At 71.6% G+C, this 25,886-nt stretch carries 23 protein-coding genes; 12 read left to right on the plus strand and 11 right to left on the minus strand.

Annotation, left to right across the window (positions count from 1 at the left end):
- Window positions 1-76: 76 nt before the first annotated feature.
- The 8 genes from N6H00_RS29125 to N6H00_RS29155 all read right to left on the minus strand — a co-directional run bounded on the left by N6H00_RS29125 (window position 77) and on the right by N6H00_RS29155 (window position 6,824).
- On the minus strand, window positions 77-514 hold the full coding sequence (locus N6H00_RS29125; RefSeq protein ID WP_268974794.1) for a rhodanese-like domain-containing protein: 438 nt from the start codon (window positions 512-514) through the stop codon (window positions 77-79).
- Between the two features lie 4 nt (window positions 515-518).
- Entirely contained in the window at window positions 519-1,094 is a 576-nt protein-coding gene (locus tag N6H00_RS29130; RefSeq protein ID WP_443073068.1) for a cysteine dioxygenase, read from the minus strand.
- 60 nt (window positions 1,095-1,154) lie between these two features.
- The gene (locus N6H00_RS40235; RefSeq protein ID WP_311039996.1) at window positions 1,155-1,235 is read right to left on the minus strand and encodes a putative leader peptide; all 81 of its coding nucleotides are present in this window, start codon (window positions 1,233-1,235) and stop codon (window positions 1,155-1,157) included.
- 190 nt (window positions 1,236-1,425) lie between these two features.
- The gene (locus N6H00_RS29135; RefSeq protein ID WP_268974795.1) at window positions 1,426-3,150 is read right to left on the minus strand and encodes an FAD-dependent monooxygenase; all 1,725 of its coding nucleotides are present in this window, start codon (window positions 3,148-3,150) and stop codon (window positions 1,426-1,428) included.
- A 187-nt stretch (window positions 3,151-3,337) separates the two neighbouring features.
- The gene (locus N6H00_RS29140; RefSeq protein ID WP_268974796.1) at window positions 3,338-4,285 is read right to left on the minus strand and encodes an amino acid ABC transporter permease; all 948 of its coding nucleotides are present in this window, start codon (window positions 4,283-4,285) and stop codon (window positions 3,338-3,340) included.
- Window positions 4,282-4,929, minus strand: a complete 648-nt coding sequence (locus tag N6H00_RS29145; RefSeq protein ID WP_268974797.1) for an amino acid ABC transporter permease — start codon at window positions 4,927-4,929, stop codon at window positions 4,282-4,284. The genes N6H00_RS29140 and N6H00_RS29145 overlap by 4 nt, the downstream gene beginning before the upstream one ends.
- Window positions 4,930-5,019: 90 nt before the next feature.
- Window positions 5,020-5,931 (minus strand): glutamate ABC transporter substrate-binding protein, encoded by a 912-nt coding sequence (locus N6H00_RS29150; RefSeq protein WP_268974798.1) that lies wholly within the window; start codon window positions 5,929-5,931, stop codon window positions 5,020-5,022.
- A 116-nt stretch (window positions 5,932-6,047) separates the two neighbouring features.
- Window positions 6,048-6,824 (minus strand): amino acid ABC transporter ATP-binding protein, encoded by a 777-nt coding sequence (locus tag N6H00_RS29155; RefSeq protein WP_268974799.1) that lies wholly within the window; start codon window positions 6,822-6,824, stop codon window positions 6,048-6,050.
- A 306-nt stretch (window positions 6,825-7,130) separates the two neighbouring features.
- Here N6H00_RS29155 and N6H00_RS29160 point away from each other — a divergent pair, with 306 nt between their 5' ends.
- Window positions 7,131-7,841, plus strand: coding sequence for a response regulator transcription factor (locus N6H00_RS29160; protein WP_268974800.1), 711 nt, complete (start codon window positions 7,131-7,133; stop codon window positions 7,839-7,841).
- Between the two features lie 18 nt (window positions 7,842-7,859).
- Window positions 7,860-9,332 (plus strand): sensor histidine kinase, encoded by a 1,473-nt coding sequence (locus tag N6H00_RS29165; protein WP_268974801.1) that lies wholly within the window; start codon window positions 7,860-7,862, stop codon window positions 9,330-9,332.
- Between the two features lie 58 nt (window positions 9,333-9,390).
- On the opposite strand, the gene N6H00_RS29170 is transcribed toward N6H00_RS29165, so the two are convergent.
- On the minus strand, window positions 9,391-10,380 hold the full coding sequence (locus N6H00_RS29170; protein ID WP_268974802.1) for a TAXI family TRAP transporter solute-binding subunit: 990 nt from the start codon (window positions 10,378-10,380) through the stop codon (window positions 9,391-9,393).
- A 179-nt stretch (window positions 10,381-10,559) separates the two neighbouring features.
- On the opposite strand from N6H00_RS29170, the gene miaB reads away from it, so the two are divergent.
- The 3 genes from miaB (at window position 10,560) to N6H00_RS29185 (ending at window position 13,264) form a co-directional block, all read left to right on the plus strand.
- Window positions 10,560-12,053 (plus strand): tRNA (N6-isopentenyl adenosine(37)-C2)-methylthiotransferase MiaB, encoded by a 1,494-nt coding sequence (gene miaB / locus N6H00_RS29175; protein ID WP_268974803.1) that lies wholly within the window; start codon window positions 10,560-10,562, stop codon window positions 12,051-12,053.
- 145 nt (window positions 12,054-12,198) lie between these two features.
- Window positions 12,199-12,504 (plus strand): hypothetical protein, encoded by a 306-nt coding sequence (locus tag N6H00_RS29180; protein WP_268974804.1) that lies wholly within the window; start codon window positions 12,199-12,201, stop codon window positions 12,502-12,504.
- Window positions 12,505-12,514: 10 nt separating this feature from the next.
- A complete protein-coding gene (locus N6H00_RS29185; RefSeq protein WP_268974805.1) occupies window positions 12,515-13,264 on the plus strand; it encodes a class III extradiol dioxygenase subunit B-like domain-containing protein in 750 nt (249 codons plus the stop codon).
- Between the two features lie 136 nt (window positions 13,265-13,400).
- Here the strand turns inward: N6H00_RS29185 and N6H00_RS29190 are convergent, their stop codons facing one another.
- Entirely contained in the window at window positions 13,401-13,646 is a 246-nt protein-coding gene (locus N6H00_RS29190) for an antitoxin (protein ID WP_268977150.1), read from the minus strand.
- A gap of 463 nt (window positions 13,647-14,109) precedes the next feature.
- Here N6H00_RS29190 and miaA point away from each other — a divergent pair, with 463 nt between their 5' ends.
- The 6 genes from miaA (at window position 14,110) to hflX (ending at window position 22,339) form a co-directional block, all read left to right on the plus strand.
- Window positions 14,110-15,048, plus strand: a complete 939-nt coding sequence (gene miaA, locus N6H00_RS29195) for a tRNA (adenosine(37)-N6)-dimethylallyltransferase MiaA (RefSeq protein WP_268974806.1) — start codon at window positions 14,110-14,112, stop codon at window positions 15,046-15,048.
- 108 nt (window positions 15,049-15,156) lie between these two features.
- Window positions 15,157-15,660 (plus strand): hypothetical protein, encoded by a 504-nt coding sequence (locus N6H00_RS29200; RefSeq protein ID WP_268974807.1) that lies wholly within the window; start codon window positions 15,157-15,159, stop codon window positions 15,658-15,660.
- A 77-nt stretch (window positions 15,661-15,737) separates the two neighbouring features.
- Window positions 15,738-16,670, plus strand: coding sequence for a diaminopimelate epimerase (gene dapF / locus N6H00_RS29205; RefSeq protein WP_268974808.1), 933 nt, complete (start codon window positions 15,738-15,740; stop codon window positions 16,668-16,670).
- A 136-nt stretch (window positions 16,671-16,806) separates the two neighbouring features.
- Window positions 16,807-19,029, plus strand: coding sequence for a RelA/SpoT family protein (locus tag N6H00_RS29210; RefSeq protein WP_268974809.1), 2,223 nt, complete (start codon window positions 16,807-16,809; stop codon window positions 19,027-19,029).
- Between the two features lie 104 nt (window positions 19,030-19,133).
- Window positions 19,134-20,717 carry a M1 family metallopeptidase gene (locus tag N6H00_RS29215; RefSeq protein ID WP_268974810.1) on the plus strand — a complete coding sequence of 528 codons (1,584 nt, stop codon included), beginning with the start codon at window positions 19,134-19,136 and terminating at the stop codon, window positions 20,715-20,717.
- 119 nt (window positions 20,718-20,836) lie between these two features.
- Complete coding sequence (gene hflX, locus N6H00_RS29220) at window positions 20,837-22,339, plus strand: GTPase HflX (protein WP_268974811.1); 1,503 nt, start codon at window positions 20,837-20,839, stop codon at window positions 22,337-22,339.
- A 107-nt stretch (window positions 22,340-22,446) separates the two neighbouring features.
- Here hflX and N6H00_RS29225 read toward each other — a convergent pair whose 3' ends face one another.
- Window positions 22,447-23,619: a trypsin-like serine peptidase gene (locus N6H00_RS29225; RefSeq protein WP_268974812.1), complete on the minus strand. Its 1,173-nt coding sequence runs from the start codon at window positions 23,617-23,619 to the stop codon at window positions 22,447-22,449.
- A gap of 237 nt (window positions 23,620-23,856) precedes the next feature.
- Here N6H00_RS29225 and N6H00_RS29230 point away from each other — a divergent pair, with 237 nt between their 5' ends.
- On the plus strand, window positions 23,857-25,485 hold the full coding sequence (locus tag N6H00_RS29230) for a diaminobutyrate--2-oxoglutarate transaminase family protein (protein ID WP_443073072.1): 1,629 nt from the start codon (window positions 23,857-23,859) through the stop codon (window positions 25,483-25,485).
- Window positions 25,486-25,886 lie beyond the last annotated feature (401 nt).

Here is a 25,886-nt window from a genome sequence, read left to right on the forward strand (position 1 = left end):
TCCGGAGACGCTGGTCGAGCCCGAGAAGCCGGTGAATCTTGAGAAGCTGGTGGCCCAGGCCGATCCAGGGACCCAGTCAGGCTGGAAGAGCGGTGTCCGGCCGCGCGTCATCCGGCCCGTGTGGGGGCCGGTGCACCGGGAGGCCCGCCGCGCGCCACGCCTGGAACCCACCGATCAGGTCGGTCGCCCGCTCCAGCCCCAGCCGGCGCAGTGAGACGGCAGCGAAGCTCGACGCGTACCCCTCGTTGCACACCACCACGACCCGCAGATCGTGGTGGGTGGCCTCGGGCAGCCGGTGGTCGCACTGCGGGTCGAGCCGCCACTCCAGCTCGTTCCGCTCGACGATCAGCGCTCCGGGGATGGTGCCGTCGCGCTCCCGCAGCGCCGCATACCGTATGTCCACCAGCAGCGCGCCCTGGACCTGCGCCGCCGCGGCGTCGAGGGGCTCCAGCCGGTCGAGTTCCTCACGGGCCTCGGCCAGCAGCTCGTCCACGCTCCGCTTCGTCGTGCCCATCGGGTTATCCCCACTCCTCGGGCCGCTCGATCTGCTCCAGCCGCAGGGTCTGACCGGTGCGGCTGTAACGCCGCATGAGTGGCAGCGGCGGGTAGTAGGCGTGCACCGACACCGCATGCTCGGTGGCGGACGGATTGATCACCTCATGGACATGATGCGGCCCGAAGGCGCGGCCCCGCCCGGCGGGCAGCCGCCGCTCGCGGTCCACACCGTCGGCCAGTTCGAGGGTCTTCCATCCCTCGGTCGGAATGCGCGCCGCGAGGGACTGCTCGGTCAGCTCACCGGCCGCCGAGACGAAGGCGCCATGGGAGCCGCCGTGGTCGTGCCAGCCGGTGCCGGTGCCCGGAGGCCAGCCGATCAGCCAGGCCTCGCTGCCGCCCGGCCCGTCGAGGCGCAGCCAGCTGCGGCCCTCCGGATCGAGCGGGAGCGAGGCGACGAGTTCGGCGTCGGCGGCGGTCCGGCGGGCGAAGTCGAGCAGCTCCGCGGCGCTGGGCGGAGCGGCAGCTCCGGATGTGGGGTCCGCGGCGAGGTCCGTGGAGGGGCGCACGGGAGCGGGAATGGACGTGGGTACGTCGGGCACAGGGAACCGTCCTGAGTGATCGCGAAGAGGCGCGGGCGCACCGCGCGGGGCAGAAGCGGATCAACAGAACGGACGACAGACACAGCCCGCGTAGCGGACCAGGTCCAGATGGACCCTCCGCCAGAAGCGAGGCAAGCACATGTCGGTCACGCTGCGCAGTGAATCATGCGCCGGAAAGGAAGGTCAACCTCACCGGCTCGTGCCCGGACCGCGCACGCCCGAGGAAGGACCGCGCACGCCCGAGGACGGGTCGCACCCCCCGAGGACGGGCCGAGCACCGCGGACGGGCCGCGCGCCCGAGTGCGAGCCGGCGCGCCTCGTCGATTCCGCACTACTGCCGCGCGCTCGCCTCCGCCGGTACGCCCCGCGCCGCGTTCCCGCCCCGGGCCGCGTCCGCGCACGCGTACAGCCCGCTCGGCCGCACCCCGGACAGCGCCCCGGCCAGATGGCCGTCCGGCCGCACCAGCAGCACGGTGTGCGCCGGGGCTCCCGGATACGCCTCGGTGACCAGCAGCTCGGTCGCCAAGGGCAGCGCCGCGACGGCCGCCGCCAGCCGTGGCATCAGCCCGGCGCGCATCCAGTGGCGGCGGTCCCACACCCCGGTGCCGGGGGCGACCAGCACCACCAGCAGCTCCTTGCCGAGCCGCTCCCGCAGCCGGACCACCGAGCCGTCCGGGGCGGTCACCGGCACATCGGCGACCGGCGCCCCGAGCGCCGTGCCCACCGTGATCGAGCCCTCTGGCGGCGCCGCCGGGGCCAGCGGCGAACGGTCGTAGACCGGCGGCGCGCCCAGCGGACCGCGTCCGAGGTGACCGTCGGTGAGCAGCGCGTCGTGCCCGCGCGCCCCGCCGGGCCGCACGGTGCGTCGTACCGCGCGCCAGCCGCCGGCCGCCCGTACCAGGGGCAGCGCCTGGTCCGCCGCCCGCAGCCGGGCCCCGATGGCCCCGCGCCGCTCCGCCTGATAGCTGTCCAGCAGAGCCTCCGAGGCCCCGTGATGCCAGGCGAGGGACAGCTTCCAGGCGAGGTTGTCGACGTCCCGCAGCCCCTCCTCGAACCCCTGGGTGCCGAGCGCGCCCAGCAGATGGGCGGCGTCCCCGGCCAGGAAGGCGCGTCCGACGCGCCAGCGCAGCGCGAGCCGGTGGTGCACGGTGTGCACGCCGGTGTCCAGCAGCTCATAGCGGGGCTCGGGATCCTCGCACCACCCCGCGAGGGTGTCGCGCACCCGCACCAGCAGGGCATCGGGGGTGACGAGATCGCGGCCGGGCGGCAGCAGCCAGTCGATCCGCCACAGGCCGTGGGCCAGCGGCCGGGCGGTCACCTCCGCGTCGATGCTGCGCCATGGCGGGGAACGGTGCAGCACGGCCTCCCCGGGCCAGGGGAGTTCGGCGCGCAGCGCCGCCACGGCGTGCCGCTCGACCGCCGTACGGCCCGGGAAGCGCACGCCGAGGAGCTTGCGGACGGTGGACCGCGGTCCGTCGCAGCCCACCAGATAGCTGCCCCGCCACCAGGTGGCCTGGGCGCCCCGGGTGCGCACACCGACCCCGTGGTCGTCCTGCTCCAGGCTGTCGAGCCGGGTTCCGGAGACGATGCGGACGAGGTCCTCGTCGCCGATCGCGGCCAGCGAGCCCCGCAGCGCCCGGGTGAGCTCATGCTGGGGCAGATGCAGGGGTGAGGGCGTCGGCGCCGGTGCCGACTCGCCCTCCGGCCCGTCTCCCCCGGGGAGGTCCGTGGCCTCCGTAAGGCCGCCGCCCCAGCCGCCGCCGGTGCCGCGCTCGTCGCCGAAGAGGCTGCCGGGCGTGAGGGGCAGCTGCCGTACCAGTTGCCGACGCCGCATCGTGCGCCATCCGGTCCACGGCCGCGCACGGGCGGTGACCCGGCAGCCCAGCCGCTCCAGCAGGGCGGCGGTGTCCGGCCGCAGCACGACGGTGCGGGCGAGACGGCTCTCCTCGTCGCCCGTGGACTCGTCCAGCAGGATCACGGGCACCTCGAGGCGCGCGAGGGCGAGGGCCAGGGTGAGGCCGACCGGGCCCGCCCCGGCGACGATCACCGGGTCCACGGTGCGGTTCCGGTAGCCCTGTGGGTCGTACGTGACGTACGGAAACTGGCAGTTGAAACCCGGTGAGCGATCACAGAAAGCATGCAACCCACTGCCGCTGCCCGCGTCAAGCGACGAAGGGCGGTGGCGCGCACGCCACCGCCCTGGTAAGGGTCCCGTTCTTCCGCCCGGCTCCCGGGACGGCCCCTCAGTTCGCCTTGCCGGCGGACGCGTCGTCCGGCACGGAAGCCGCGGGCTGGTCGACGACGTCGAGCGCGTCGGCGGCCGCGAGCGGCTGGCCGGCGTCCGCCACCCGGATGCCGGTCTTGGCGCGCCGGCCGCGCCGCTCGATCCAGGTGGCGAGGGCGGAGAGGGCCAGGCACATCGCGATGTAGATGGCGCCGCCGACGATGATCACCGGAACGTAGGGGTTGTCGTCGTTGACGACGATGTTGCCGGCCAGCTGCTGGAGCTGGAACAGCAGTTCCTGGTAGGTGATCACATAGCCGAGCGAGGTGTCCTTCAGGGTGACCACCAACTGGCTGATGATGGTCGGCAGCATCGCCCGTACGGCCTGCGGCACCAGAACCGTCGTCATGACCTGGGTCTTGCGCATGCCCAGGGCGTACGCGGCCTCGCGCTGGCCCTTGGGCACCGCGTTGATGCCCGCCCGCAACACCTCGGCCTGGACCGAGCCGTTGTAGACGGTCAGCCCGATGACCAGGGCCCAGAAGCCGGTGTTGTCACCGCTGAGGCCCAGGTCCGACCGGTAGGTCAGGAAGAGCACCCACAGTACGTAGATGGTGATCAGCAGCGGGACGGCCCGGAACAGCTCGATGAAACCGGTCGCGAACCAGCGCACGGCCTTGTGGTCGGAGAGCCGGCCGACCGCGAGCAGCACCCCGAGGAGCAGCGAGAGGACCGCCGCGACCGCGAACACCTTCAGGGTGGTGAGCACACCGTCGCGGATGCTGGTCCGCACCCCCGCGTAGTTGAAGATGTCCCACATCTCGGGCGCGAACTGCCCCTTGGCGTTCAGCCGCACCACGGCGAAGACGATCAGCCCGAGGACGGCCAGGGCGCCGACGACGGAGAAGATGCGGTTGCGGACGCGGGCCTTGGGGCCGGGCGCGTCGTACAGGACGCTCGAGCTCATCGGGCCACCTCCAGGCGGCTCTCCAGCAGCCGGAAGAGACCGCTGATGGCGAAGGTGATGACCAGGTAGCACAGCGCGATCCACAGGAAGATCCAGCCGATCGCGAAGCCCTTGTCACTCAGCAGCTTCGAGACATTGAACAGTTCGGTGTTGCTGAACGCCCCGGCAATGGCCGAGTTCTTGGTGAGCGCGATGAAGATGCTGCTCATGGGCGGGATGACGGTCCGGGTGGCCTGGGGGAGGACGATCATCCGCAGGGTCTGGAAGAAGGTCATCCCCAGGCTGCGGGCGGCCTCCGCCTGGCCGAGCGGCACGGTGTTGATACCGGACCGCACGGCCTCGCAGACGAAGGACGACGTGTAGCAGCCCAGCGCTCCCGCCGCGAGAACGAAGGGGCTCGTTCCCGGGAAGAAGATCTGCGGGATCACGAAGAACGCGATCAGGAACAGCAGGGTCAGCGGAGTGTTGCGCAGCAGGGTGACCCAGGCCGTGCCGAATGCCCGCAGCGGCGGTATGGGGGACACCCGGAAGCCGGCTATGACAATGCCCAGGACGAGAGCGAGCGCCGCACTGGCCGCCGTGATGGAGAGGGTTCCCAGGAACCCCTCACGGAACTGGGGCAAATGATCGAGGAGTACGTTCATCGATTCTCCGCGGTAGCGGTCAGGTCAGCGGCGTGCGGAGCGCACCGGCTTCGAGGCGAACAGGCGAAACGGGCGAGCGGGGAGCCCTGCTCAGTAGCGGGGCAGGGGGGTCTTCGGCGCGACGTAGGAGGAGCCGGACTTGCCGAGCGTGCCTTCGTACGCCTTCTTGTAGTCGCCGTTCTTGATGTGCTTCTCGAGCGAGTCGGTGATCGCGTCGCGCAGCGCCTTGTCGTTCTTGTTCATGCCGATGCCGTAGGGCTCCTCGGTGAACGGCTTGCCGACCACGTGCAGCTTGCTCGGGCGCTGGGCGGCGTATCCCTTGAGGATCGCGTCGTCGGTGGTGACCGCGTCGACCTGACCGTCGAGCAGTTGCTTGACGCAGAGCGAGTACTTGCTCAGCTCGGTGGTCTCGGCGCCGTACTTCGACTTCTTGATCTCCTGGAGCGGGGTGGAGCCGACGATCGAGCAGACCTTCTTGCCCTTGACGCCATCAGGACCAGTGATCTTGTCCTTGTCCTCCTCGCGGACCAGCAGGTCGGCGCCTGCCTGGTAGTACGGGCCCGCGAAGCCGACCTGCTTCTTGCGCTCGTCGTTGATGGTGTAGGTACCGACGTAGTAGTCGACCTGGCCCTTGGAGATGGAGGTCTCGCGGACGTTGGAGTCCACCGTCTTGAAGCTGATCTGGTCCGCGGAGAAGCCGAGGTCGGCGGCGACCATCTTGGCGATCTCGATGTCGAAGCCGGAGCGCTTGCCCTCGGTGTCCTGGAATCCGAGGTAGGGCTGGTCGGCCTTGGCGCCGATGACGATCTTGCCGCGCTTCTGCGCCGCCTTCAGGGTCGGCGAGTCGATCTTCACGTCCTTCGCGACCGTGTAGTCGCCGCTGAAGACCTCGCCGCCCTTCGGCTTGTCCCCGGCGGTGCCCTTCTCGCCGCCACAGGCGGTCGCCGTCGCGGCCAGCGCGAGAACCACCGTGGCCGCCGCGGCCGTCTTACGAATCCTCATGGTGCCCATCCCTCTGTGTTCAGTACGTGGTTCACATACGCAGTGGCGTTCAGATACGCAGTGGCGAACGTGCCGGCGGTCTGCCGAGCCGGCGGGGCTCAGCGGGTTCAACGGACTCAGTGGTGAAGGATCTTCGACAGGAAGTCCTTGGCCCGGTCGCTGCGGGGGTTGTTGAAGAACTGCTCCGGCTCGGCCTCCTCGACGATCCGGCCGTCGGCCATGAAGACCACCCGGTTCGCGGCGGAGCGGGCGAAGCCCATCTCATGGGTGACGACGATCATCGTCATGCCGTCCCGGGCGAGCTGCTGCATGACCTCCAGCACCTCGTTGATCATCTCCGGGTCCAGCGCCGAGGTCGGCTCGTCGAAGAGCATCACCTTCGGGTCCATGGCCAGGGCGCGGGCGATCGCCACACGCTGCTGCTGGCCACCGGACAGCTGGGCGGGGTACTTGTCCGCCTGGGCGCCGACGCCCACCCGGTCGAGCAGCGTGCGGGCCTTCTCCTCGGCGGCCTTCTTGTCCGCCTTACGGACCTTGACCTGGCCCAGCATCACGTTCTCGAGCACCGTCTTGTGCGCGAAGAGGTTGAAGGACTGGAAGACCATGCCGACGTCGGCGCGCAGCCGGGCGAGCTCCTTGCCCTCCTGGGGCAGCGGCTTGCCGTCGATCGTGATGGACCCGGCGTCGATCGTCTCCAGCCGGTTGATCGTGCGGCACAACGTCGACTTCCCGGAACCGGACGGCCCGATGACGACGACCACTTCGCCCCGGCTGATGGTCAGGTCGATGTCCTGGAGCACATGCAGCGCGCCGAAGTGCTTGTTGACTCCTGACAACGCAACCAACGCGTTCGCCACCGGTGCGGCGTCCTTGGTCACCGATACTTCGCTCATCGGCGTCTCGCTCCGTCCTCCTCGGTTGGGAGGACATTAATGAGCGCCCAGGACCAGCGTCATTACATCTGAGCTGAAATTGAGGATAACGATATGGCTGCGGAGCGACACTCTACGTGAAGGGATCGACGCGCACCGTACCGGCTACATAACGGAAACCTGTGTGTGACTGAATGCGTCTTGACGGGTGCCCGCCGATCGGCGTGGATGCCGTGTGGCCATGTTCGTGGCCGCATTCGAAGCCATGGTGACGGGGGCGCGTACGGGGCGCGTCCTCCTCGGTACGGGAAGGTGGCGGAGGCGCCGGTGAGACTGCTGCTCGTCGAGGACGACAACCACGTCGCCGCGGCCCTGTCCGCCGTGCTCTCCCGGCATGGTTTCGAGGTCACCCACGCCCGCAGCGGTGAGGAGGCGCTCCAGGCGCTGCTGCCCGACTGCGGCGCCCCCTTCGGCGTCGTGCTCCTCGACCTCGGCCTGCCCGACCAGGACGGTTTCGAGGTGTGCGGCAAGATCCGCAAGCGCACCGCCACGCCCGTGATCATGGTGACGGCGCGGGCGGATGTGCGCTCCCGCATACACGGGCTCAACCTCGGCGCCGACGACTACGTGGTCAAGCCGTACGACACCATGGAACTGCTCGCCCGTATCCACGCCGTCAGCCGCCGCACCGCCGCCCACGACCCGGGCCACGGCGCCGACGAGGACCCGGACGTCCCCCATCCGCCGCTGCGGCTCGGTCCGGTGACCATCGAGCTGCCCACCCGTCAGGTCTCGGTCGACGGCACGACCGTCTCGCTCACCCGTAAGGAGTTCGATCTGCTCGCGCTGCTCGCCCAGCGCCCCGGGGTCGTCTTCCGCCGGGAACAGATCATCAGCGAGGTCTGGCGCACCAGTTGGGAGGGGACCGGGCGCACCCTGGAGGTCCACATCGCCTCCCTGCGCTCCAAACTGCGGATGCCCGCCCTGATCGAGACGGTGCGCGGGGTGGGCTACCGCCTCGTCGCGCCGGCCGGCTGAGCGACCGGGGCCCACTCGGTGCGCACCCGGCTCCTCCCGCTCCTCATCGTCCTCATGGCGGGCGTGCTGCTCGCGCTCGGCTTCCCGCTCGCCGGGAGCCTGGCCGCCCGGGAACAGCAGCGCGTGGTCGTCGACCGGATCGACGACACCGCGCGCTTCGCCGCCCTCGCCCAGTTCGTGACCGCCGGGCCGTCGGAGACGACCGGCGCCGAGGGACATAAGGGGGATGAAGGGGGCGAGGGAGACGAGGGGGACGAGCGGCTGGACACCCTGCGCGCCGAGCTCAAGCGCTACCACGACCTGTACGGCATCCGGGCCGGCGTCTTCTACCGGGACCGGCACGCACCGCCCATGGCGGAGGCGCCCGAGGGGTGGCGGGTGCCCGGCACGGGCGAGGGCGACCAGGCGTTCGACGAGGCCCTCGCCGGGCGCCGTAGCCACGATCCGCCCCAGGTGTGGCCCTGGGAGCAGGGCAGGCTCACCGTCGCCTCCCCCGTCGTCCGGGACGGGGACGTGGTGGCCGTCGTCGTCACCGACTCGCCCACCGGCCAGATGCGGTCGCGGACCCTGCACGGCTGGCTGGTCATCGGCGCGGGCGAATGCGCCGCGATGCTGCTGGCCGTGGGGGCCGCCTTCCGGCTCACCGGCTGGGTGCTGCGGCCCGTACGGGTCCTGGACTCCGCCACCCACGACATCGCGACCGGGCGGATGCAATCCCGTGTCGCGGCCGCCTCGGGCCCCCCGGAGCTGCGCCGGCTGGCGCGCTCGTTCAACGAGATGGCCGACAATGTCGAACAAGTCCTGGAACAGCAGCGGGCGTTCGTCGCCGACGCCTCCCACCAGCTGCGCAATCCGCTCTCCGCGCTGCTGCTGCGCATCGAACTGCTGGCGCTGGAACTGCCGGACGGCCATGAGGAGATCGCCTCGGTGCGCGCGGAGGGCAAACGCCTGGCCAGCGTCCTGGACGACCTGCTCGACCTCGCCCTGGCCGAGCACTCCGCCGCGGATCTGCGGCTCACCGACATCGCGGAGCTGGCTGCCGACCGGGTGGACGCCTGGCTTCCGGTGGCCGAACGGGAGGAGGTCGGGCTCGCCTACACCGGCCCCGCGGCCATCACCGGCTGGGCCGACCCGGTGGCCCTGTCCAGCGCGCTGGACGCCGTCGTCGACAACGCCCTGAAGTTCACGCCCGAGGGGGCGCATGTGGAGGTCTCGGCGCGGGTGGACGGCGACACCGTCGCGATCGTCGTCGCCGACGGAGGCCCCGGGCTCACCGAGGACGAACTTGCCCGGATCGGCGACCGCTTCTGGCGCAGCAGCCGCCACCAGAACGTCTCGGGCTCGGGCCTGGGCCTGTCCATCACCCGTGCGCTGCTCGCGGCGGGCGGCGGCGCGATCGACTACGCGCCCAACGAACCCCGCGGTCTGCGCGTGACCATCACCCTCCCGCGCACCGGACCCGGTGAGGACGCGAAGACCGTAAGGACGTGACGCCGGGGCCGCGAAGACCGTAAGGACGTAACCGGGTTATCGCTCGACCGTGGCCGGGTTACGGCTTGACCGAGCGGTAATAGCGCGCCGCGCCCTTGTGGAGGGCGAGCGGATCGGTGAAGACGGCCGTCCGCAGGTCCACCTTCTGTGCGGCGTGCACCTTCGCCCCGATGCGGTCCCGGTTCTCTATCACCGTGCGGGTGACACCCTCCGCCAGGTCGGGGTCCACCCGGTCCGTGGTGACCAGGATGTTCGGTACCGCGATCGTCTTGACGGCCTCCGGCTCGCGTATCTCCTCGTACGCGTCGGCGGGCACGGTGGCCGCCCGGTAGTAGCGCGTCACCCCGCCCTGCCGGTACAGCGGCCCGGTGAGATCGCCGAGCTGGACGAGCCGGATCGGATAGGCGCGGGCCAGGGTGCGCACCGCGCTGGTCGGCAGCCCGCCCGACCAGAAGAAGGCGTCGAGCTTCCCCTGCCGCAGCATCTTCGGCATGGTGTCGATACCGACCCGTTCCGCCCGGATGTCCCGGTCGAAGTCGAGCCCGGCGGCCTTGATCAGCGCCCGGGTGATCAGCTGTACGCCCGAGCCGTCGTCGCCCACACCCACCCGCAGATGCTTCAGATCGCGGGCCGACCGCACGGACGAGCCTCTCGGCACGACCAGCTGCATGTAGTCGTCGTACAGCCGCGCGCAGGCGCGCAGCCGCCCCGCCCCCTTGCCCTGGTAGGCGGCGACGGCGTCGGTGGCGGCGATGGCGAAGGTGGCCTCGCCCCGGGCCAGCCGCTCGACGTTGTCGGGGGAGCCTCTGGTCTGCTCCAGGCGTACGTCGACATCGGGGAGGTCGCGGGCGAGGTCCCGCTTGAGCATCCGGCCGTAGGTGTCGTAGACGCCGGTGGAGACCCCCGTCGCGAAGGTCACCCGGCCGCTGGGCGAGGGCCCTCCGCCCGTCGCCAGCAGCCACCACAGCAGCAGCCCGAGGGCGACGAGGCCCGCGGCGGCGGACTGTAGGGCACGGCGCCGGTCCAGGCGCGGAAGGGTGACGGCCATGGCGAGGATCCTGCCAGCCCCGCTTCCGGGAGGGGAGGGGCGATCGGCGGATCCCGGGGATGCGCGGTCCGCGGGCCGTCTCCGGCCGTTCTCCCGCCGTCTCCGGCTGTTCTCTCGCCGTCTCTCGCCGGAACGGAGGGGCAGGGCGGGGAGTCGAGCACGTACCCTGGTCGATTGAGATGAGTGCGAAGACTTACGAGGTGCGCACCTACGGGTGCCAGATGAACGTCCACGACTCCGAGCGGCTCTCGGGTCTTCTGGAAGACGCGGGCTATGTCCGCGCGCCCGAGGGATCCGGCGAGGGCGAGGCCGACATCGTCGTCTTCAACACCTGCGCGGTGCGGGAGAACGCCGACAACCGCCTGTACGGCAATCTCGGCCGGCTCGCACCGATCAAGGCGCGGCGGCCGGGCATGCAGATCGCCGTCGGCGGCTGCCTGGCCCAGAAGGACCGCGACACCATCGTCAAGAAGGCCCCCTGGGTCGACGTGGTCTTCGGTACTCACAACATCGGCAGCCTGCCGGTGCTGCTGGAGCGCGCCCGGGTCCAGGAGGAAGCCCAGGTCGAGATCGCCGAGTCCCTGGAAGCCTTCCCCTCAACCCTTCCGACGCGGCGCGAGTCCGCGTACGCCGCGTGGGTCTCCATCTCCGTCGGCTGCAACAACACCTGCACCTTCTGCATCGTCCCGGCGCTGCGCGGCAAGGAGAAGGACCGCCGTCCGGGCGACATCCTCGCCGAGGTGGAGGCCCTGGTCGCCGAGGGCGTCACCGAGATCACCCTGCTCGGCCAGAACGTGAACGCGTACGGCTCCGACATCGGTGACCGCGAGGCGTTCAGCAAGCTGCTGCGCGCCTGCGGGACCGTGGAGGGCCTGGAGCGGGTCCGGTTCACCTCGCCGCATCCGCGCGACTTCACCGACGACGTCATCGCCGCCATGGCGGAGACAAAGAACGTGATGCCGCAGCTCCACATGCCGCTGCAGTCCGGCTCGGACGCCGTGCTCAAGGCGATGCGCCGCTCGTACCGGCAGGAGCGCTACCTCGGCATCATCGAGAAGGTGCGCGCCGCGCTGCCGGACGCCGCCATCTCGACCGACATCATCGTCGGCTTCCCCGGTGAGACGGAGGAGGACTTCGAGCAGACGCTGCACGTGGTGCGCGAGGCGCGGTTCGCCCAGGCGTTCACCTTCCAGTACTCCAAGCGGCCCGGGACGCCCGCCGCCGAGATGGCCGGGCAGGTGCCCAAGGCGGTCGTCCAGCAGCGCTATGAGCGGCTGGTCGCCCTCCAGGAGGAGATCTCCTGGGAGGAGAACAAGAAGCAGGTCGGCCGGACGCTGGAGGTGCTGGTCGCCGAGGGCGAGGGCCGTAAGGACGACGCCACGCGGCGGCTGTCCGGCCGCGCCCCCGACAACCGCCTGGTGCACTTCGCACGGCCCGAGGAGCCGGTGCGCCCCGGTGATGTCGTCACCGTCGACATCACCTACGCCGCACCGCACCATCTGCTGGCCGAGGGGCCGGTCCGGGGCGTGCGGCGCACCCGTGCCGGTGACGCCTGGGAGCGGCGGAACGCACCGCAGGAGCAGAAGCCCGCGGGTGTGATGCTGGGCCTGCCCACGGTCGGCGCCCCGCCGCCGCTGCCGGCCGCACCCGCCGCGGGCTGTGGCTGCGACTGAGGGCTCACGGTCGGCGCCGGCGGGGACGGTACGGTCGGCGCCGGCGGCCGCGGCACCGGTCGGACGCTGACGGCCGCGGTACCGGTCGGCGCCGACGCGCGGCGGATCGTATTCCGATGAGGGACGACGGGGGGCGGGGGACGGCGTGATCACATGGTGGGGCCTGCTCATGGAGGACTACCTACAGATCATGGGGCCCGGGGCCAGGAACCACGCGGTCACTCCGCTGGGGCACTTCCGGGGCACCCGTGAGGAGGCGATGGAGGCGCTGCGGGAGCGGGTGCTGCGGTACCAGCCGAGGCATCCGAGCAGTCCGCAGCGCACGCTGGTGTACCGGGACGGCGATGTCTTCCTGATGGTCGTGGAGGGCGCGACGGGCAACTTCTGCTACCGCTTCCGGGTCGCCGAGCTGCTGTGGGACTCGGCGCCCCGGCCCGAACCCGCCGGTTAGGCTGGCGTTCATGCTGATCGCCGCCGCCGTGTGCCCGTGTCCGCCACTGCTGGTGCCCGAGGTCGCCGCCGGAGCCGCTCCCGAGCTGGACGGGCTGCGTGCCGCATGCGCCGGGGCCATCCGCGCCCTCGCGGCGGCGCGCCCGGAGCGCCTGATCGTGGTGGGGCCCGCCGAGCCCGCCCGGCGCGGTCCTCACGTCCAGGGCGCGGCCGGGTCGTTCCGTGGCTTCGGCGTGGAGCTGGATGTGCGGCTCGGCGCGCCGGTGACGGACGAGGCGTCCGGCGACGATGCCGCCGAGCGCGGGCCGTCGCCCTCGCTGCCGTCTTCGCTGGCGGTCGGCGCCTGGCTGCTGGAGCACGCGGGGTGGGACCCGGCGGTGGCCGTCGAGGGGCTGGGCGTGGGGGAACCTCTCGCGGGCGAGCGGTGTATTGAAGTCGGAAGGGAGCTCGCCGGACGGGCGGAGCGGGTCGCGCTGCTGGTGATGGGCGACGGCAGCGCATGCCGCACGCTGAAGGCGCCGGGCTATCTCGACGAGCGGGCGGCCGCGTTCGACGCCGAGGTGGCGCGGGCGCTGGCGGCCGCCGACACCGGGGCGCTGGCCGCGCTCGACGAGGAGTTGGCGTACGAGCTCAAGGCGGCGGGCCGCGCGCCGCTACAGGTGCTCGCGGGGGCGGGCGAGGGGGCGCGCCTGAAGGGGGAGTTGCGGTATGACCAAGCGCCATACGGCGTGGGGTATTTCGTGGCGAGCTGGTTGTCGTAGCCCGCTCGCGGCCGTGGAGCGTGCGCTCCACGGCCGCGTATGGGAAGGGCCGATGGGTCCGGGCCCGGCCTCGCCCGCCCCCGTCTTCTGCGTCTGTTTATGTGCCTGCCTATGCGTCGTCTCGGCCTGGTCGGCCTTATGTGTCGCGCTTGCTCGTCGGCTTGTGCTCGTCGTCCATGCGCGAGAGGCGGTTGAGGGCGTCCTTCGCCTTGCCCGTGCCAGTTTCGATCTTGGCGCTGTACTTGCCCTTGGTCCTGGTGTCGACCGTCTTGGCCGCCTTCTCCAGGCCCCGCTCGATCCTGGCCTCGTGCTGCTGCGCGAAGCCGCCGGCCTTGCCCTTCATCTGACCGGCCTTGGCCTTGAGATTGTCCATCAGCCCCATGTGCCACCTTCCCTCGTCGAATGCCTCTGCGCGGGCGCTGTCACCGGTCTCGCCGTCGGCCGCCTCGGTCGCGGACCGCTGCCCGGGGATTCCGGCGTCTTCTCCCGCCGGATTCCCCTTCCCGCTCCGCGCGGCCTCAGTCCCGTCGACGGTCCCGGACGAGGGGTCCGCCGGCACGGCGTCGGCCGTGGTCCGGGCGTCCCGCACGGGCGGCGCTTCCTTGGACGGATGGCGCGTCTCCTCCGACACGTGATGAAACCGGAAGGAAACGCCCACATCCACTCCATACCCTACTCGTGTGGGCGATATCCCGTGCTGCTAGGAGCGTCTCCTCGCGCCGCGCGTGAAGGCCGACTCCCCGAGCCGGTCCTCGGAGCCTCGCAACAGGCGGCGAACCCGGCGTTCGGTGTCCCGTCACCTCGCCCATTCGAGGAGGCCCCCGGGGGTTTGCAAGACTGGCCCGGTGAATACTGCAGGCCACCCGCCGCGAGTCATCGCCGTCGTCGGACCCACTGCGGCCGGAAAGTCCGATCTGGGCGTCGCGCTCGCCCGGCATCTCGACGGCGAGGTCGTCAACGCCGATTCCATGCAGCTGTACCGGGGCATGGACATCGGCACCGCCAAGCTGACGGAGGACGAGCGGCAGGGGGTGCCGCACCGGCTGCTGGACATCTGGGACGTCACCCAGACCGCGAGCGTCGCCGAATACCAGCGGCTGGCCCGTGCGGAGATGGACCGGCTGCTCGCCGAGGACCGCACCCCGGTCCTGGTCGGCGGTTCGGGCCTGTACATCCGCGGGGCCATCGACGCCCTCGAATTCCCGGGCACCGACCCCGCCGTCCGGGCCCGGCTCGAGGCCGAACTGGAGGCGCAGGGCTCCGGGGCCCTGCACGCCCGGCTCGCGGCCGCCGACCCCGAGGCGGCGCGCGCCATCCTGCCCAGCAATGGCCGCAGGGTGGTCCGGGCGCTGGAGGTCATCGAGATCACGGGCCGTCCCTTCACCGCCAATCTGCCGGGGCATGAGGCGGTCTACGACACGCTCCAGATCGGCGTCGACGTCGAGCGGCCCGAGTTGGACGAGCGGATCGCCCTGCGGGTGGACCGGATGTGGGATGCCGGGCTGGTCGAGGAGGTCCGCCGGCTGGAGGACGCCGGGCTGCGCTCCGGTCGCACCGCCTCCCGGGCGCTCGGCTATCAGCAAGTGCTCGCCGCGCTCGAGGGGAAGTGCACCGAGGCGGAGGCGAAGGCCGAGACCGTGCGCGCCACCAAGCGGTTCGCGCGCCGCCAGGACTCCTGGTTCCGCCGCGATCCCAGGGTCCACTGGCTCAGCGGAGCCGCCGACCGCCGAGAGGAACTCCTGGCGAGCGCTCTGGCGTTGGTTGAACGGACGGTCACAGCCTGATCACGTCATGGCATCGGGACGCTCCGCACGTCATGCGGGCGCCCGCGGGCATGCCATCATCAAGCTCCGATCGTGCCGTGGTGTCTGGAGTTGGGAGGGCGTGTGGCGATGGAGGCCGGCCCTCGCGACGCATCGCAGCAATCGCCGCACGGAGACGCGCGGCCCCTGCCCCTGACCCCGGACGGCCCCGATGAGACCGGAGCGCTGCACGAGCCCGGTGCACCGGTCCTCGAGGACGGCTCCGACGGTGCGGACGGCGCGGGATCCGTCTCCGGGGAGTCCTTCCGTGAGCTGCGCCCGCCGCGCAGGCTGCGGATCTGGCAGATCGCGCCGATCGTCGCCCTCGCCATCCTCGGCTCCCTGATGTTCGCCTTCCCGCTCGCCTTCGAGTTCGGCGACGGAGGGGCGGTCGTGGCCATGCTCGGCCTGCTGCTGAGCTGCTGTGCGGCGGGCTGGGGTCTGATGGCCGCCCGCCGGGTGGGCTACACCTGGCCGGGCCTGCCCCCCAGAGGCTCCGGACGCCGCCCGGACTGGCGCTTCGTCGCGCTCTACGTGGCGATCGTGGCCCTGCTGGCCGTCCTCACCTTCTGGCGGGTGGTCCGCCTCCGCTAGGGCCCCGGTGGCCCGCCCGGGGCCGACGGCCTGGGCGCCGGAGGGCGGGTGCGCGCGGCGCCCCGTAGGATCGAGGGATGAGCACCGCACCCCGGCTGTCCTTCCTCAAGGGGCACGGCACCGAGAACGACTTCGTCATCGTCCCCGACCTGGACGGACGACTGGAGCTGTCCGCGGCCGCCGTCGCCCGGATCTGCGACCGCCGTGCCGGTGTCGGCGGCGACGGGCTGATCCGCGTCGTACGGTCCTCTGCTCACCCCGAGGCGCGGGACATGGCCGACCGGGCCGAGTGGTTCATGGACTACCGCAACAGCGACGGCAGCATCGCCGAGATGTGCGGTAACGGAGTCCGCGTCTTCGCCCGCTATCTCCAGCGGGCCGGGCTCGCCGAGGTGGGCGATCTCGCGGTCGCCACCCGGGCCGGAGTGCGCCGGATCCACATCGCCAAGGACACCGGGGACGCCGCACGGCCGGGCGACGCCGCGGCGGGGACCGACGGCCCGATCACCGTGGAGATGGGCGAGGCCGCACTCCCCGAGTCCGGCCCCGACGGAGAGATAACGGTCACGGTCGGTGAGCGCAGCTGGTCCGCGCGCAATGTGAACATGGGCAACCCGCACGCGGTCGCCTTCGTCGACGACCTCGCCCAGGCCGGTGAGCTGCTCGCGGCCCCCGCCGTACACCCCGCCTCCGCCTACCCGCACGGCACCAACGTCGAATTCGTCGTCGACCGCGGCCCGCGTCATGTCGCGATGCGCGTGCACGAGCGTGGCTCCGGTGAGACCCGCTCCTGCGGCACCGGCGCCTGCGCCGTGATGGTGGCCACCGCGCGCCGTGACGGGTCCGATCCGGCGGTCACCGGCCACCCCGTCACCTACACCGTGGACGTTCCCGGAGGGCGCCTTGTGATCAGCGAACGGCCGGACGGTACGGTGGAGATGACAGGCCCTGCCGTGATCGTGGCCGAGGGGGAGCTGGACCCCGCTTGGCTCGGCACGGCCCTCGGCTGACACTTCCCTCGAATGGGTGATCCGTTTCACTCTGGGCGAGAGCCGGTCGGCCGTGCGTGATGGGCTCGATAGCATCAAGCACCGGCCCCGGGGGAGTACCCACGCCGGTTGACGCTCGACGCCGCCGGAGGTGCCCATGAGCGCAGAGGCCACCGACCAGGCCCCGTTCGGCCGCAGGCGCGGCCTCCCCCGCATCGACCTGCGCAATCTCCGCAGGTTCAGCCGGGCGGCACTGCTGGGACCGGCCTCCCGGGGCCGGCTTCCGGACGCGATCGAGCATGTGGCCAAGGTCCACCGCGCACACCATCCCGGAGCCGATCTGGACGTGCTCCGCAAGGCGTATGTGCTGGCCGAGTCCTCCCACCGCGGCCAGATGCGCAAGAGCGGTGAGCCGTACATCACCCATCCGCTGGCCGTCACGCTGATCCTCGCCGAACTGGGCGCCGAGACCACGACATTGACCGCCTCGCTGCTCCACGACACCGTCGAGGACACCGATGTGACCCTGGATCAGGTGGGGGAGCAGTTCGGTGAGGAGGTCCGCTATCTCGTCGACGGCGTCACCAAGTTGGAGAAGGTCGACTACGGGGCGGCGGCCGAGCCCGAGACCTTCCGCAAGATGCTCGTCGCCACGGGCAACGACGTCCGGGTGATGTCGATCAAACTCGCCGACCGGCTGCACAACATGCGCACCCTCGGCGTGATGCGCCCCGAGAAACAGGCCCGCATCGCCAAGGTCACCCGCGATGTGCTGATCCCGCTCGCCGAGCGGCTCGGGGTGCAGGCGCTCAAGACCGAGCTGGAGGACCTGGTCTTCGCCATCCTCCACCCCGAGGAGTACGCCCGCACCCGCGAGCTGCTCCAGGCCCACGCCGGGCGCCCCGACCCGCTGGCCCGCGCCGCGGAGGACGTACGGAAGGTGCTGCACGAGGCGGGCATCACCGCCGAAGTGCTGGTCCGGCCCCGCCACTCCGTCTCCGTCTACCGGGTCGGGCTCAAGCGCGGCGAGCTGACCGGCACCGACCTCGGCCGGCTTCTCGTGCTCGTCACCGACGACGCGGACTGCTACGCGGTCCTGGGCGAACTGCACACCTGCTTCACCCCGGTGATCTCGGAGTTCAAGGACTTCATCGCGGTCCCCAAGTTCAACCTCTACCAGTCGCTGCACACGGCCGTGGCCGGACGTGACGGCGAGGTCACCGAAGTCCTCATCCGCACCCACCAGATGCACCGGGTCGCCGAGGCCGGAGTGATCGCCCTCGGCAATCCGTACGCCCCCACGGACGGCGCCGACGCCCCCGAGGGCGAGCGGGCCGACCCCACCCGCCCCGGCTGGCTGTCCCGGCTGCTCGACTGGCAGAGCGCCACCCCCGACCCGGACATCTTCTGGACCTCGCTCCGCGACGACCTCGCCCAGGACCGGGAGATCACGGTCTTCCGCTCCGACGGCGGGACGCTCGGCCTGCCCGCGGGCGCGAGCTGCGTGGACGCCGCCTATGCCCTGTACGGCGAGGACGCGCACTCCTGTATCGGCGCCCGGGTCAACGGCCGGATCGCGACGCTGAGCACGGTGCTGCGCGACGGCGACACCCTGCAGCTGCTGATGGCGAGCGACGCCCGGGACGTCGCCTCCCACGGCCCGTCGCCGGAGTGGCTCGACCACGCCCGCACCCCGGCCGCCCGCATCGCCATCAACCGCTGGCTCGCCGCCCATCCGGCGCCGCAGCCGCCCCAGGACGAGCCCGGGGAGGCGGCCCGGGAGCCGGAGGTGTCCGCCGCCAGGCTCTCCGCGCAGGACGCGCCGGGCAGGCAGGCTCCCCCGGGCAGGCAGTCTCCCCAGAGCGGCGAGGCGGCTGCCCCCGCCGCTGGTGCGGGCCGGCCCGAGGCGGGCATCGTCGCCGACCTGCCCGGCGCGACCGTAAGGCTCGCCCGCTGCTGTACGCCCGTGCCGCCCGACGCGATCACCGGCTTCGCGGTCCGTGGCGGGGCCGTCACCGTGCACCGCGAGCAGTGCCCCGGAGTGGCGCGGATGACCGCGGCCGGGCGTACGGCCGTCGGAGTGCGCTGGGCGGACGGGAACGACGGCGACGGAGGCGGCGACTATCGCGTGACCCTCTTCGCGGAGGCGTTCAGCAGGCCACATCTGCTCGCGGATCTCACCGAGGCCATCGCCGCCGAGGGCGCGGAAGTGGTGGCGGCCGCCGTCGAACCGCCTCGTGAGCAGCGGGTCCGGCACACCTACACGCTTCAGCTGCCCGACGCGAGCCGGCTGCCGACACTCATGCGGGCCATGCGCAACGTTCCCGGGGTCTACGACGTGACGCGCGAGGGCCGCAGTATGGCCGCGGCACGCTCCTGAACGCAGGCGGGCCCACGGCGCTGCGTCACGCCTTCTGAACTCCTTCGGGTGGATCGGCGCCGGGAGCGACTGCGCCGGTGCCGGGGCGCTGGTAGCGGTAGGACATGACGTTTTCTTCGGGGCGCCGCCCCTGGCCGCTGATGCGCACCGGGCGCCGCCGGACCGCGCTGGTGGCCGCCGCCATGGCCGCCGTCTTCCTCGCGGTCGGCCCCTCCTCCGCCGCCGGACCGGTATCCCGTACGCATCCGGAGGCCCTGGGCATCGGTGACCCCCTCTTCCCGCAGCTCGGCAACCCCGGATACGACGTCACGGCGTACGACATCGCCCTCGACTACCACCGTCAGGACCGCCCGCTCGACGCCGTCACCACCATCGACGCCCGCGCCACCGAGGTCCTGCGCACCATCAACCTCGACTTCACCCAGGGGGTCGTGGCCGCGGTGCGGGTCGACGGAGTGCGGGCCCGGTTCGTGACGGTCGGTGAGGACCTGGTGATCACCCCGTCCGCCCCGGTCCCCCGGGGCTCCGGCTTCCGGATCACCGTCCGCCACACCAGTGATCCGCAGGGCGGCGCGAGCGGCGGCTGGGTCCGCACCGGCGACGGGCTGGTCATGGCCAACCAGGCCAACGCCGCCCACCGGGTCTTCCCGTGCAACGACCATCCCGCCGACAAGGCCCGTTTCACCTTCCGGATCACCGCCCCGAAGAGCCTTACGGTCGTCGCGGGCGGTCTGCCCGGACAGCGTGTCCGCAAGGGATCGCGGACCACCTGGACGTACCGCCTCGCCCACCCCATGGCCACCGAGCTGGCGCAGATCTCCATCGGCCGCTCCGCCGTGCCGCACCGCACCGGTCCCCACGGACTCCCGGTGCGCGACGTCGTACCCGTGGCGGACCGCGCAGGGCTGGAGAAGTGGCTCGCGCGCACTCCCGGACAGCTGGCCTGGCTGGAGAAGAAGGCCGGGCGCTATCCCTTCGAGAACTACGGAGTGCTGATCGCCCATGCCACCACCGGCTTCGAACTGGAGACACAGACGCTCTCCCTCTTCGAGCGCGACCTGTTCACCAGCGAGGACCTGCCGCGGTGGTACATCGAGTCGATCATGGTGCATGAGCTGGCCCACCAGTGGTTCGGCGACAGCGTCAGCCCGCGCCGCTGGTCCGATCTGTGGCTCAACGAGGGCCACGCCACTTGGTACGAGGCCCTGTACGCCGATGAGCACGGTAAGGCGAGCATGAAGCAGCGGATGCGCAAGGCGTACGGGCAGTCCGACGCCTGGCGGGCCGAGGCGGGACCGCCCGCGGCCCCCAAGCCCGCCGACCCCGGTCAGCAGATCGGCATCTTCCGCCCGGTCGTCTACGACGGCAGCGCGCTGGTGCTGTACGCGCTGCGGCAGCGGATCGGCCGGACCGCCTTCGAACGGCTGGAACGCCAATGGATCCTCCGCCATCGCGACGGTGTGGCCTCGACCGCCGACTTCATCCACCTGGCCTCCGAGGTGGCGGGGCGCGATCTGAGCGGATTCCTCCGGCCGTGGCTCTACGGAAAGAAGACGCCGCCGATGCCGGGCCACCCCGACTGGAAGCCGGCGGCGAGGGAGAGCACCAAGGGCGCCGCCCTGCCGGGCGCGCGGACGGGACGGCATGCGGTGGGCTACACCGTGCCATGGGCGGTGAAACCCGGGTGACGGCCAGGCCGCCGCGTGCGACCATCAATGAGTCGGCGTCGCGGCCGGCCCGCGGGGGAATCCCACGGGCTCCTCACGCGTTGTCGGCAGTGACGGTATTCCACGACGTAAGGATTCCTTTGACCCACTCCTCTTCCCTTCCGCAGGACCGGCAGCGACTCGCCGAGAGCCTTCGGGCCGACGCCCTGATGGAAGAGGACGTCGCCTGGAGTCACGAGATCGACGAGGAGCGTGACGGCGACCAGTACGACCGCTCCGACCGTGCCGCACTCCGGCGCGTGGCGGGGCTGTCCACCGAGCTTGAGGACGTCACCGAGGTCGAGTACCGCCAGCTGCGCCTGGAGCGCGTGGTGCTGGTCGGCGTCTGGACCTCCGGCACCGTGCAGGACGCGGAGAACTCCCTGGCGGAGCTCGCCGCGCTCGCCGAGACGGCCGGCGCCCTGGTGCTCGACGGCGTGATCCAGCGGCGCAACAAGCCGGACCCCGCCACCTACATCGGATCCGGTAAGGCCGAGGAACTGCGCGACATCGTGGTGGAATCCGGCGCCGACACCGTGGTCTGCGACGGTGAGCTGAGCCCCGGCCAGCTGATCCACCTCGAGGACGTCGTCAAGGTCAAGGTGGTCGACCGGACTGCCCTGATCCTCGACATCTTCGCCCAGCACGCCAAGTCCCGAGAGGGCAAGGCGCAGGTCTCGCTCGCTCAGATGCAGTACATGCTGCCGCGGCTGCGAGGCTGGGGTCAGTCGCTGTCCCGGCAGATGGGTGGCGGTGGTTCCGGATCCGCGGGCGGCGGTATGGCCACTCGTGGTCCTGGTGAGACCAAGATCGAGACGGATCGGCGCCGCATCCGCGAGAAGATGGCGAAGATGCGCCGTGAGATCGCCGAGATGAAGACCGGCCGCGACATCAAGCGGCAGGAGCGCCGGCGCCACAAGGTCCCCTCGGTCGCCATCGCCGGATACACCAACGCGGGCAAGTCCTCACTGCTCAACCGGCTCACCGGTGCGGGCGTGCTGGTGGAGAACGCGCTGTTCGCCACCCTGGACCCGACTGTGCGCCGGGCGGAGACCCCCAGTGGGCGGCTCTACACCCTGGCGGACACCGTCGGATTCGTCCGCCATCTGCCGCACCACCTGGTGGAGGCGTTCCGCTCCACCATGGAGGAGGTCGGCGACGCCGATCTGATCCTCCATGTGGTGGACGGCTCGCATCCGGCACCGGAGGAGCAGCTGGCCGCCGTGCGTGAGGTGATCCGCGATGTGGGCGCGGTCGACGTGCCCGAGATCGTCGTGATCAACAAGGCGGATCTGGCCGACCCCCTGGTGGTGCAGCGGTTGCTGCGCATGGAGCGGCGCGCCATGGCGGTGTCGGCGCGCAGCGGGCTGGGCATCGACGAGCTGCTCGCGGTCATCGACGAGGAGCTGCCCCGGCCCCAGGTCGAGATCGAGGTGCTGGTGCCGTACACCCACGGCAAGCTGGTCGCGCGTACGCACGCCGACGGCGAGGTGATCTCCGAGGAGCACACCCCGGAGGGCACCCTGCTCAAGGCGCGGGTCCACGAGGAGCTCGCCGCGGAGCTGCGGCGTTACGTACCGGCCGCGGCCGGCGGACAGCACTAGCCACGACAAGCACACGGCGAGGGCCCGCCCCCGGACATCCGGAGGCGGGCCCTCGCCGTATGACGCCTGACGGCTACCGGCTCAGCCAGTCGCCGTCAGGCGGCCGGTCACTGGTTCGCGAACTTCTTGCTGACCGCGTTGTAGACGCCCTTGGCCTCGGGACCCAGGTGCGGGCCCGCCAGCCAGGTCGCGTCGGACGGGCCGATCGAGGTGTTGGACACCAGCGCCGGCTGGCCGTCCGAGCCCTCGGCCACCCAGCCACCGCCGGAGGAGCCCGCGGTCATGGTGCAGCCGATGCGGTACATCGTCGGCTGCTCGGCGTCCAGCGAGAGCCGGCCCGGCTTGTCGGCGCACTGGTTCATCTTCTGGCCGTCGAACGGCGCGGCGGCCGGGTAGCCGGTGGCCGTGATCTCGTCGATGGACTTCACCGCCGGGGCGTCGAAGTCGACCGGCAGCGCGCCGCCCACCGTCTCCTCGAGCGACTTGCCGCCGCTGACCTCCGGCTTCACATGCATCACCGCGAAGTCGTACGGGGCGCCCTTTCCGCCCACGGCCGCACCGGTGTCGATCCACTGTGAGGAGGTCTGCGCCCAGTCGGCCCACCAGACGCCCTTGGGGGCCAGCTCCTCCTTGGTGGCGTTCTCCAGCTCCGCCTGCGACTTGCCCGAGTCGTTGTAGGAGGGGACGAACATCAGGTTCTTGTACCAGCCGCCGCCCTTGCCCGCGTGCACGCAGTGGCCCGCCGTCCACACCAGGTTGGACTTGCCGGGGTGCGCCGGGTCCTTGACCACGGTCGCGGAGCAGACCATCGAGCCCTCGGGGCCGTCGAAGAAGACCTTGCCCGCATAGGGGACGTTGGCGCTGTACGGGCTGGCGACCTCCTTGGCCTGGACCGGCTGCGGATCGGGATCGGTCACACCCTGGTCGTCCGCGATGTCGCTGTCGTCGACCGGCTTGTCGGGCTCCTGCGCCTCGCGCATCCGGTCCGGCTTCCACAGACCCTTGATGATCGGGTTGATGAAGTCACCGGCCTCCCGCAGCCAGTCGTTCTTGTCCCAGTTGTTCCAGGCACCGTCCTTCCACTGGTCCAGATCGATGCCGAGGTTCTTCAGCTTGTCGTTGAGATTGTCGGGCAGCTTGATGTCGTCCGCGCCCTGCTGTGCCGACGACTCGGCCGGCTTGGCATCGGTGTTGTCGTCCGAGTCGCACGCGGTGACGGTGAGCGCCAGCACCGAGGCTATGGCGGCTACGGCCAGCGCGGGTCGGCGTTTGGATGGCATGGGCGGAACTCCCCCTGAGGTTCTGAGCTGCTCTACGGCCTGTGTGGAATTGTCATGCACCGCCCCGGCAACCGGGGTGGCATCCCACTATGCCGGTGCCGCCTACGACGGCTGCGAGCGGGGCCTTGGTTCCCGGCCGCAAGGATCTTCGCTCAGCCCGTGATCCGGAGCCTGACGCGTCGTTGGTACGTACGGGGGACAGCCGGAGGGTGTTCAGCAGCAGGAGGACCGAGACTCGTGGCCGTGACCCAGCTCCCGTCGTTGGCCCTGTCCGCCGTCCGTGACGACGGTGGTGCCGCCCAGGGCATTCTGCGGCGCCAGGCGCTGCGTGAGTCGGCCGCCCGCACCTACGCCCGGACGCTGCCCATCGTTCCGGTGCGCGCTCGGGGGATGACGGTCGAAGGGGCCGACGGCCGCCGCTATCTCGACTGTCTCTCCGGCGCCGGAGCACTGGCCCTGGGGCACAACCACCCGGTGGTGCTGGACGCCGTCCGGGCCGTTCTGGACGCGGAAGCGCCCCTCCAGGTCCTGGACCTGGCCACACCGGTCAAGGACGCCTTCATGGACGAGCTGTTCGCCACCCTGCCGCCCGCGCTCGCCGCCCGCGCGCGGGTCCAGTTCTGCGGACCGGCGGGCACGGACGCGGTCGAGGCCGCGCTCAAGCTGGTGCGGACCGCCACCGGTCGCGACGGCCTGCTCGCCTTCTCCGGGGCGTATCACGGTATGACGGCCGGTGCGCTGGCCGCCTCCGGAGGCGGCCCGGCGGCCGGTGTGACCCGGTTGCCCTTCCCGTATGACTACCGCTGCCCGTTCGGGGTCGGGGGAGAGCGCGGTGCCGAACTCTCCGCGCGCTGGACCGAGCGGCTGCTCGACGACCCGAAGGGCGGGACACCCCGCCCGGCCGGGATGATCCTCGAACCCGTGCAGGGCGAGGGCGGAGTGATTCCGGCACCGGACGCCTGGTTGCGCCGGATGCGGGAGATCACCGAGGCCCGCTCCATCCCGCTCATCGCGGACGAGGTCCAGACCGGTGTCGGGCGCACCGGGGCCTTCTGGGCGGTCGACCACGCCGGTGTGGTGCCCGATGTGATGGTGCTCTCCAAGGCGATCGGCGGGGGCCTGCCATTGGCCGTCGTGGTCTACCGGGAGGACCTCGACGTCTGGCCGCCCGGAGCACACGCGGGCACCTTCCGGGGCAACCAGCTGGCGATGGCGGCGGGCGCGGCGACCCTCGCCCAGGTCCGGGAGAACAACCTCGCCGAGCGGGCGGCGACCGTCGGCGGCCGGATGCTGGAGCGGCTGCGCCGATACGCCGCCGGACGCCCGCAGATCGGGGAGGTACGCGGTCGCGGCCTGATGATCGGCCTGGAACTGGTCGCCCCGGAGGCCGACCCCGCCACGGAAGCCGACCGCGAGGGGCCCTCGGTCGAGCAAGCCCACCAGGCGGGTGCCGAGGGCAGGCGCGCGGACGGACCCCAGCCGAACGGGGCTTCGCGGGATGGAGCTCTGCCGGACGGGACTTCGCTGGACGGGGCCCTGCCGGATGGGATCCTGCGCGATGGAGACCCATCCACCGCATACGCCGATATCGCGCATACGGTGGCACCGCCCGCTGCCCCCGCACTCGCGGCGGCCGTCCAGCAGGAATGCCTGCGGCGCGGGCTCATCGTCGAGCTCGGCGGGCGCCACGGCGGGGTGATCCGCCTTCTCCCTCCACTGACCATCACCGACGAGCAGGCAGAGGCCGTCCTGGACCGGCTCGCCGACGCCCTGGACGCGGCGATCCGCACCGCTGGAACCCACTCCGGCGAAGTCCCGCCCACCGCTTCCCCGTTCGCCCAGCCGCTCACCGGAGACCACCGGTGACGTGCCCCGCACCGTACGACCGCAGCACCATCGCACCACCGAAGGAGGCAGGCGCCGGGCCCAGGACGTGAACGCCATGACGCCCGCGCCGCACCCACCATGCCGCACACCCCCGGGGGAGCCCCCTTGTCTCCCCAGCCGCAGCCCGTGCCCGGCGCCATGACCGACCCCGACGACTCCCCCCGCCCCGGCCCCCCTACGCCCCTCCCGCACGCGTCCCTTTCGACGGTCGGAGCACCGTCCCCGACCGTGACGGCCGCAGGAGCCCAGACAGCGCCCCCAGCGTCGCCCCAGCTCCCAGCGGTGGCCTCCTCTCCACCGGCGCCCCCGCCCCTGGCGGCGTCACCATCCCCAGCGGTACCGCAGCCCGTACCGGTGTCCCCGTCCCCGGCGGCGCCGCC

The organism is Streptomyces sp. S465, assembly GCF_026898115.1.
Taxonomy (GTDB): Bacteria; Actinomycetota; Actinomycetes; order Streptomycetales; family Streptomycetaceae; genus Streptomyces; species Streptomyces luomodiensis.

Excerpts from the sequence above, each read along its gene's own strand:
- N6H00_RS29200 (WP_268974807.1), top strand. The coding sequence starts at position 15,157 with ATGGAGGCCGGCCCTCGCGACGCATCGCAGCAATCGCCGCACGGAGAC.
- N6H00_RS29215 (WP_268974810.1), top strand. The coding sequence starts at position 19,134 with ATGACGTTTTCTTCGGGGCGCCGCCCCTGGCCGCTGATGCGCACCGGG.
- N6H00_RS29145 (WP_268974797.1), bottom strand. The coding sequence starts at position 4,929 with ATGAACGTACTCCTCGATCATTTGCCCCAGTTCCGTGAGGGGTTCCTG.
- N6H00_RS29125 (WP_268974794.1), bottom strand. The coding sequence starts at position 514 with ATGGGCACGACGAAGCGGAGCGTGGACGAGCTGCTGGCCGAGGCCCGT.
- N6H00_RS29185 (WP_268974805.1), top strand. The coding sequence starts at position 12,515 with ATGCTGATCGCCGCCGCCGTGTGCCCGTGTCCGCCACTGCTGGTGCCC.
- N6H00_RS40235 (WP_311039996.1), bottom strand. The coding sequence starts at position 1,235 with ATGTGCTTGCCTCGCTTCTGGCGGAGGGTCCATCTGGACCTGGTCCGC.
- N6H00_RS29210 (WP_268974809.1), top strand. The coding sequence starts at position 16,807 with ATGAGCGCAGAGGCCACCGACCAGGCCCCGTTCGGCCGCAGGCGCGGC.
- N6H00_RS29140 (WP_268974796.1), bottom strand. The coding sequence starts at position 4,285 with ATGAGCTCGAGCGTCCTGTACGACGCGCCCGGCCCCAAGGCCCGCGTC.
- miaB (WP_268974803.1), top strand. The coding sequence starts at position 10,560 with ATGAGTGCGAAGACTTACGAGGTGCGCACCTACGGGTGCCAGATGAAC.
- N6H00_RS29155 (WP_268974799.1), bottom strand. The coding sequence starts at position 6,824 with ATGAGCGAAGTATCGGTGACCAAGGACGCCGCACCGGTGGCGAACGCG.
- N6H00_RS29190 (WP_268977150.1), bottom strand. The coding sequence starts at position 13,646 with ATGGGGCTGATGGACAATCTCAAGGCCAAGGCCGGTCAGATGAAGGGC.
- N6H00_RS29170 (WP_268974802.1), bottom strand. The coding sequence starts at position 10,380 with ATGGCCGTCACCCTTCCGCGCCTGGACCGGCGCCGTGCCCTACAGTCC.
- N6H00_RS29150 (WP_268974798.1), bottom strand. The coding sequence starts at position 5,931 with ATGAGGATTCGTAAGACGGCCGCGGCGGCCACGGTGGTTCTCGCGCTG.
- N6H00_RS29225 (WP_268974812.1), bottom strand. The coding sequence starts at position 23,619 with ATGCCATCCAAACGCCGACCCGCGCTGGCCGTAGCCGCCATAGCCTCG.
- dapF (WP_268974808.1), top strand. The coding sequence starts at position 15,738 with ATGAGCACCGCACCCCGGCTGTCCTTCCTCAAGGGGCACGGCACCGAG.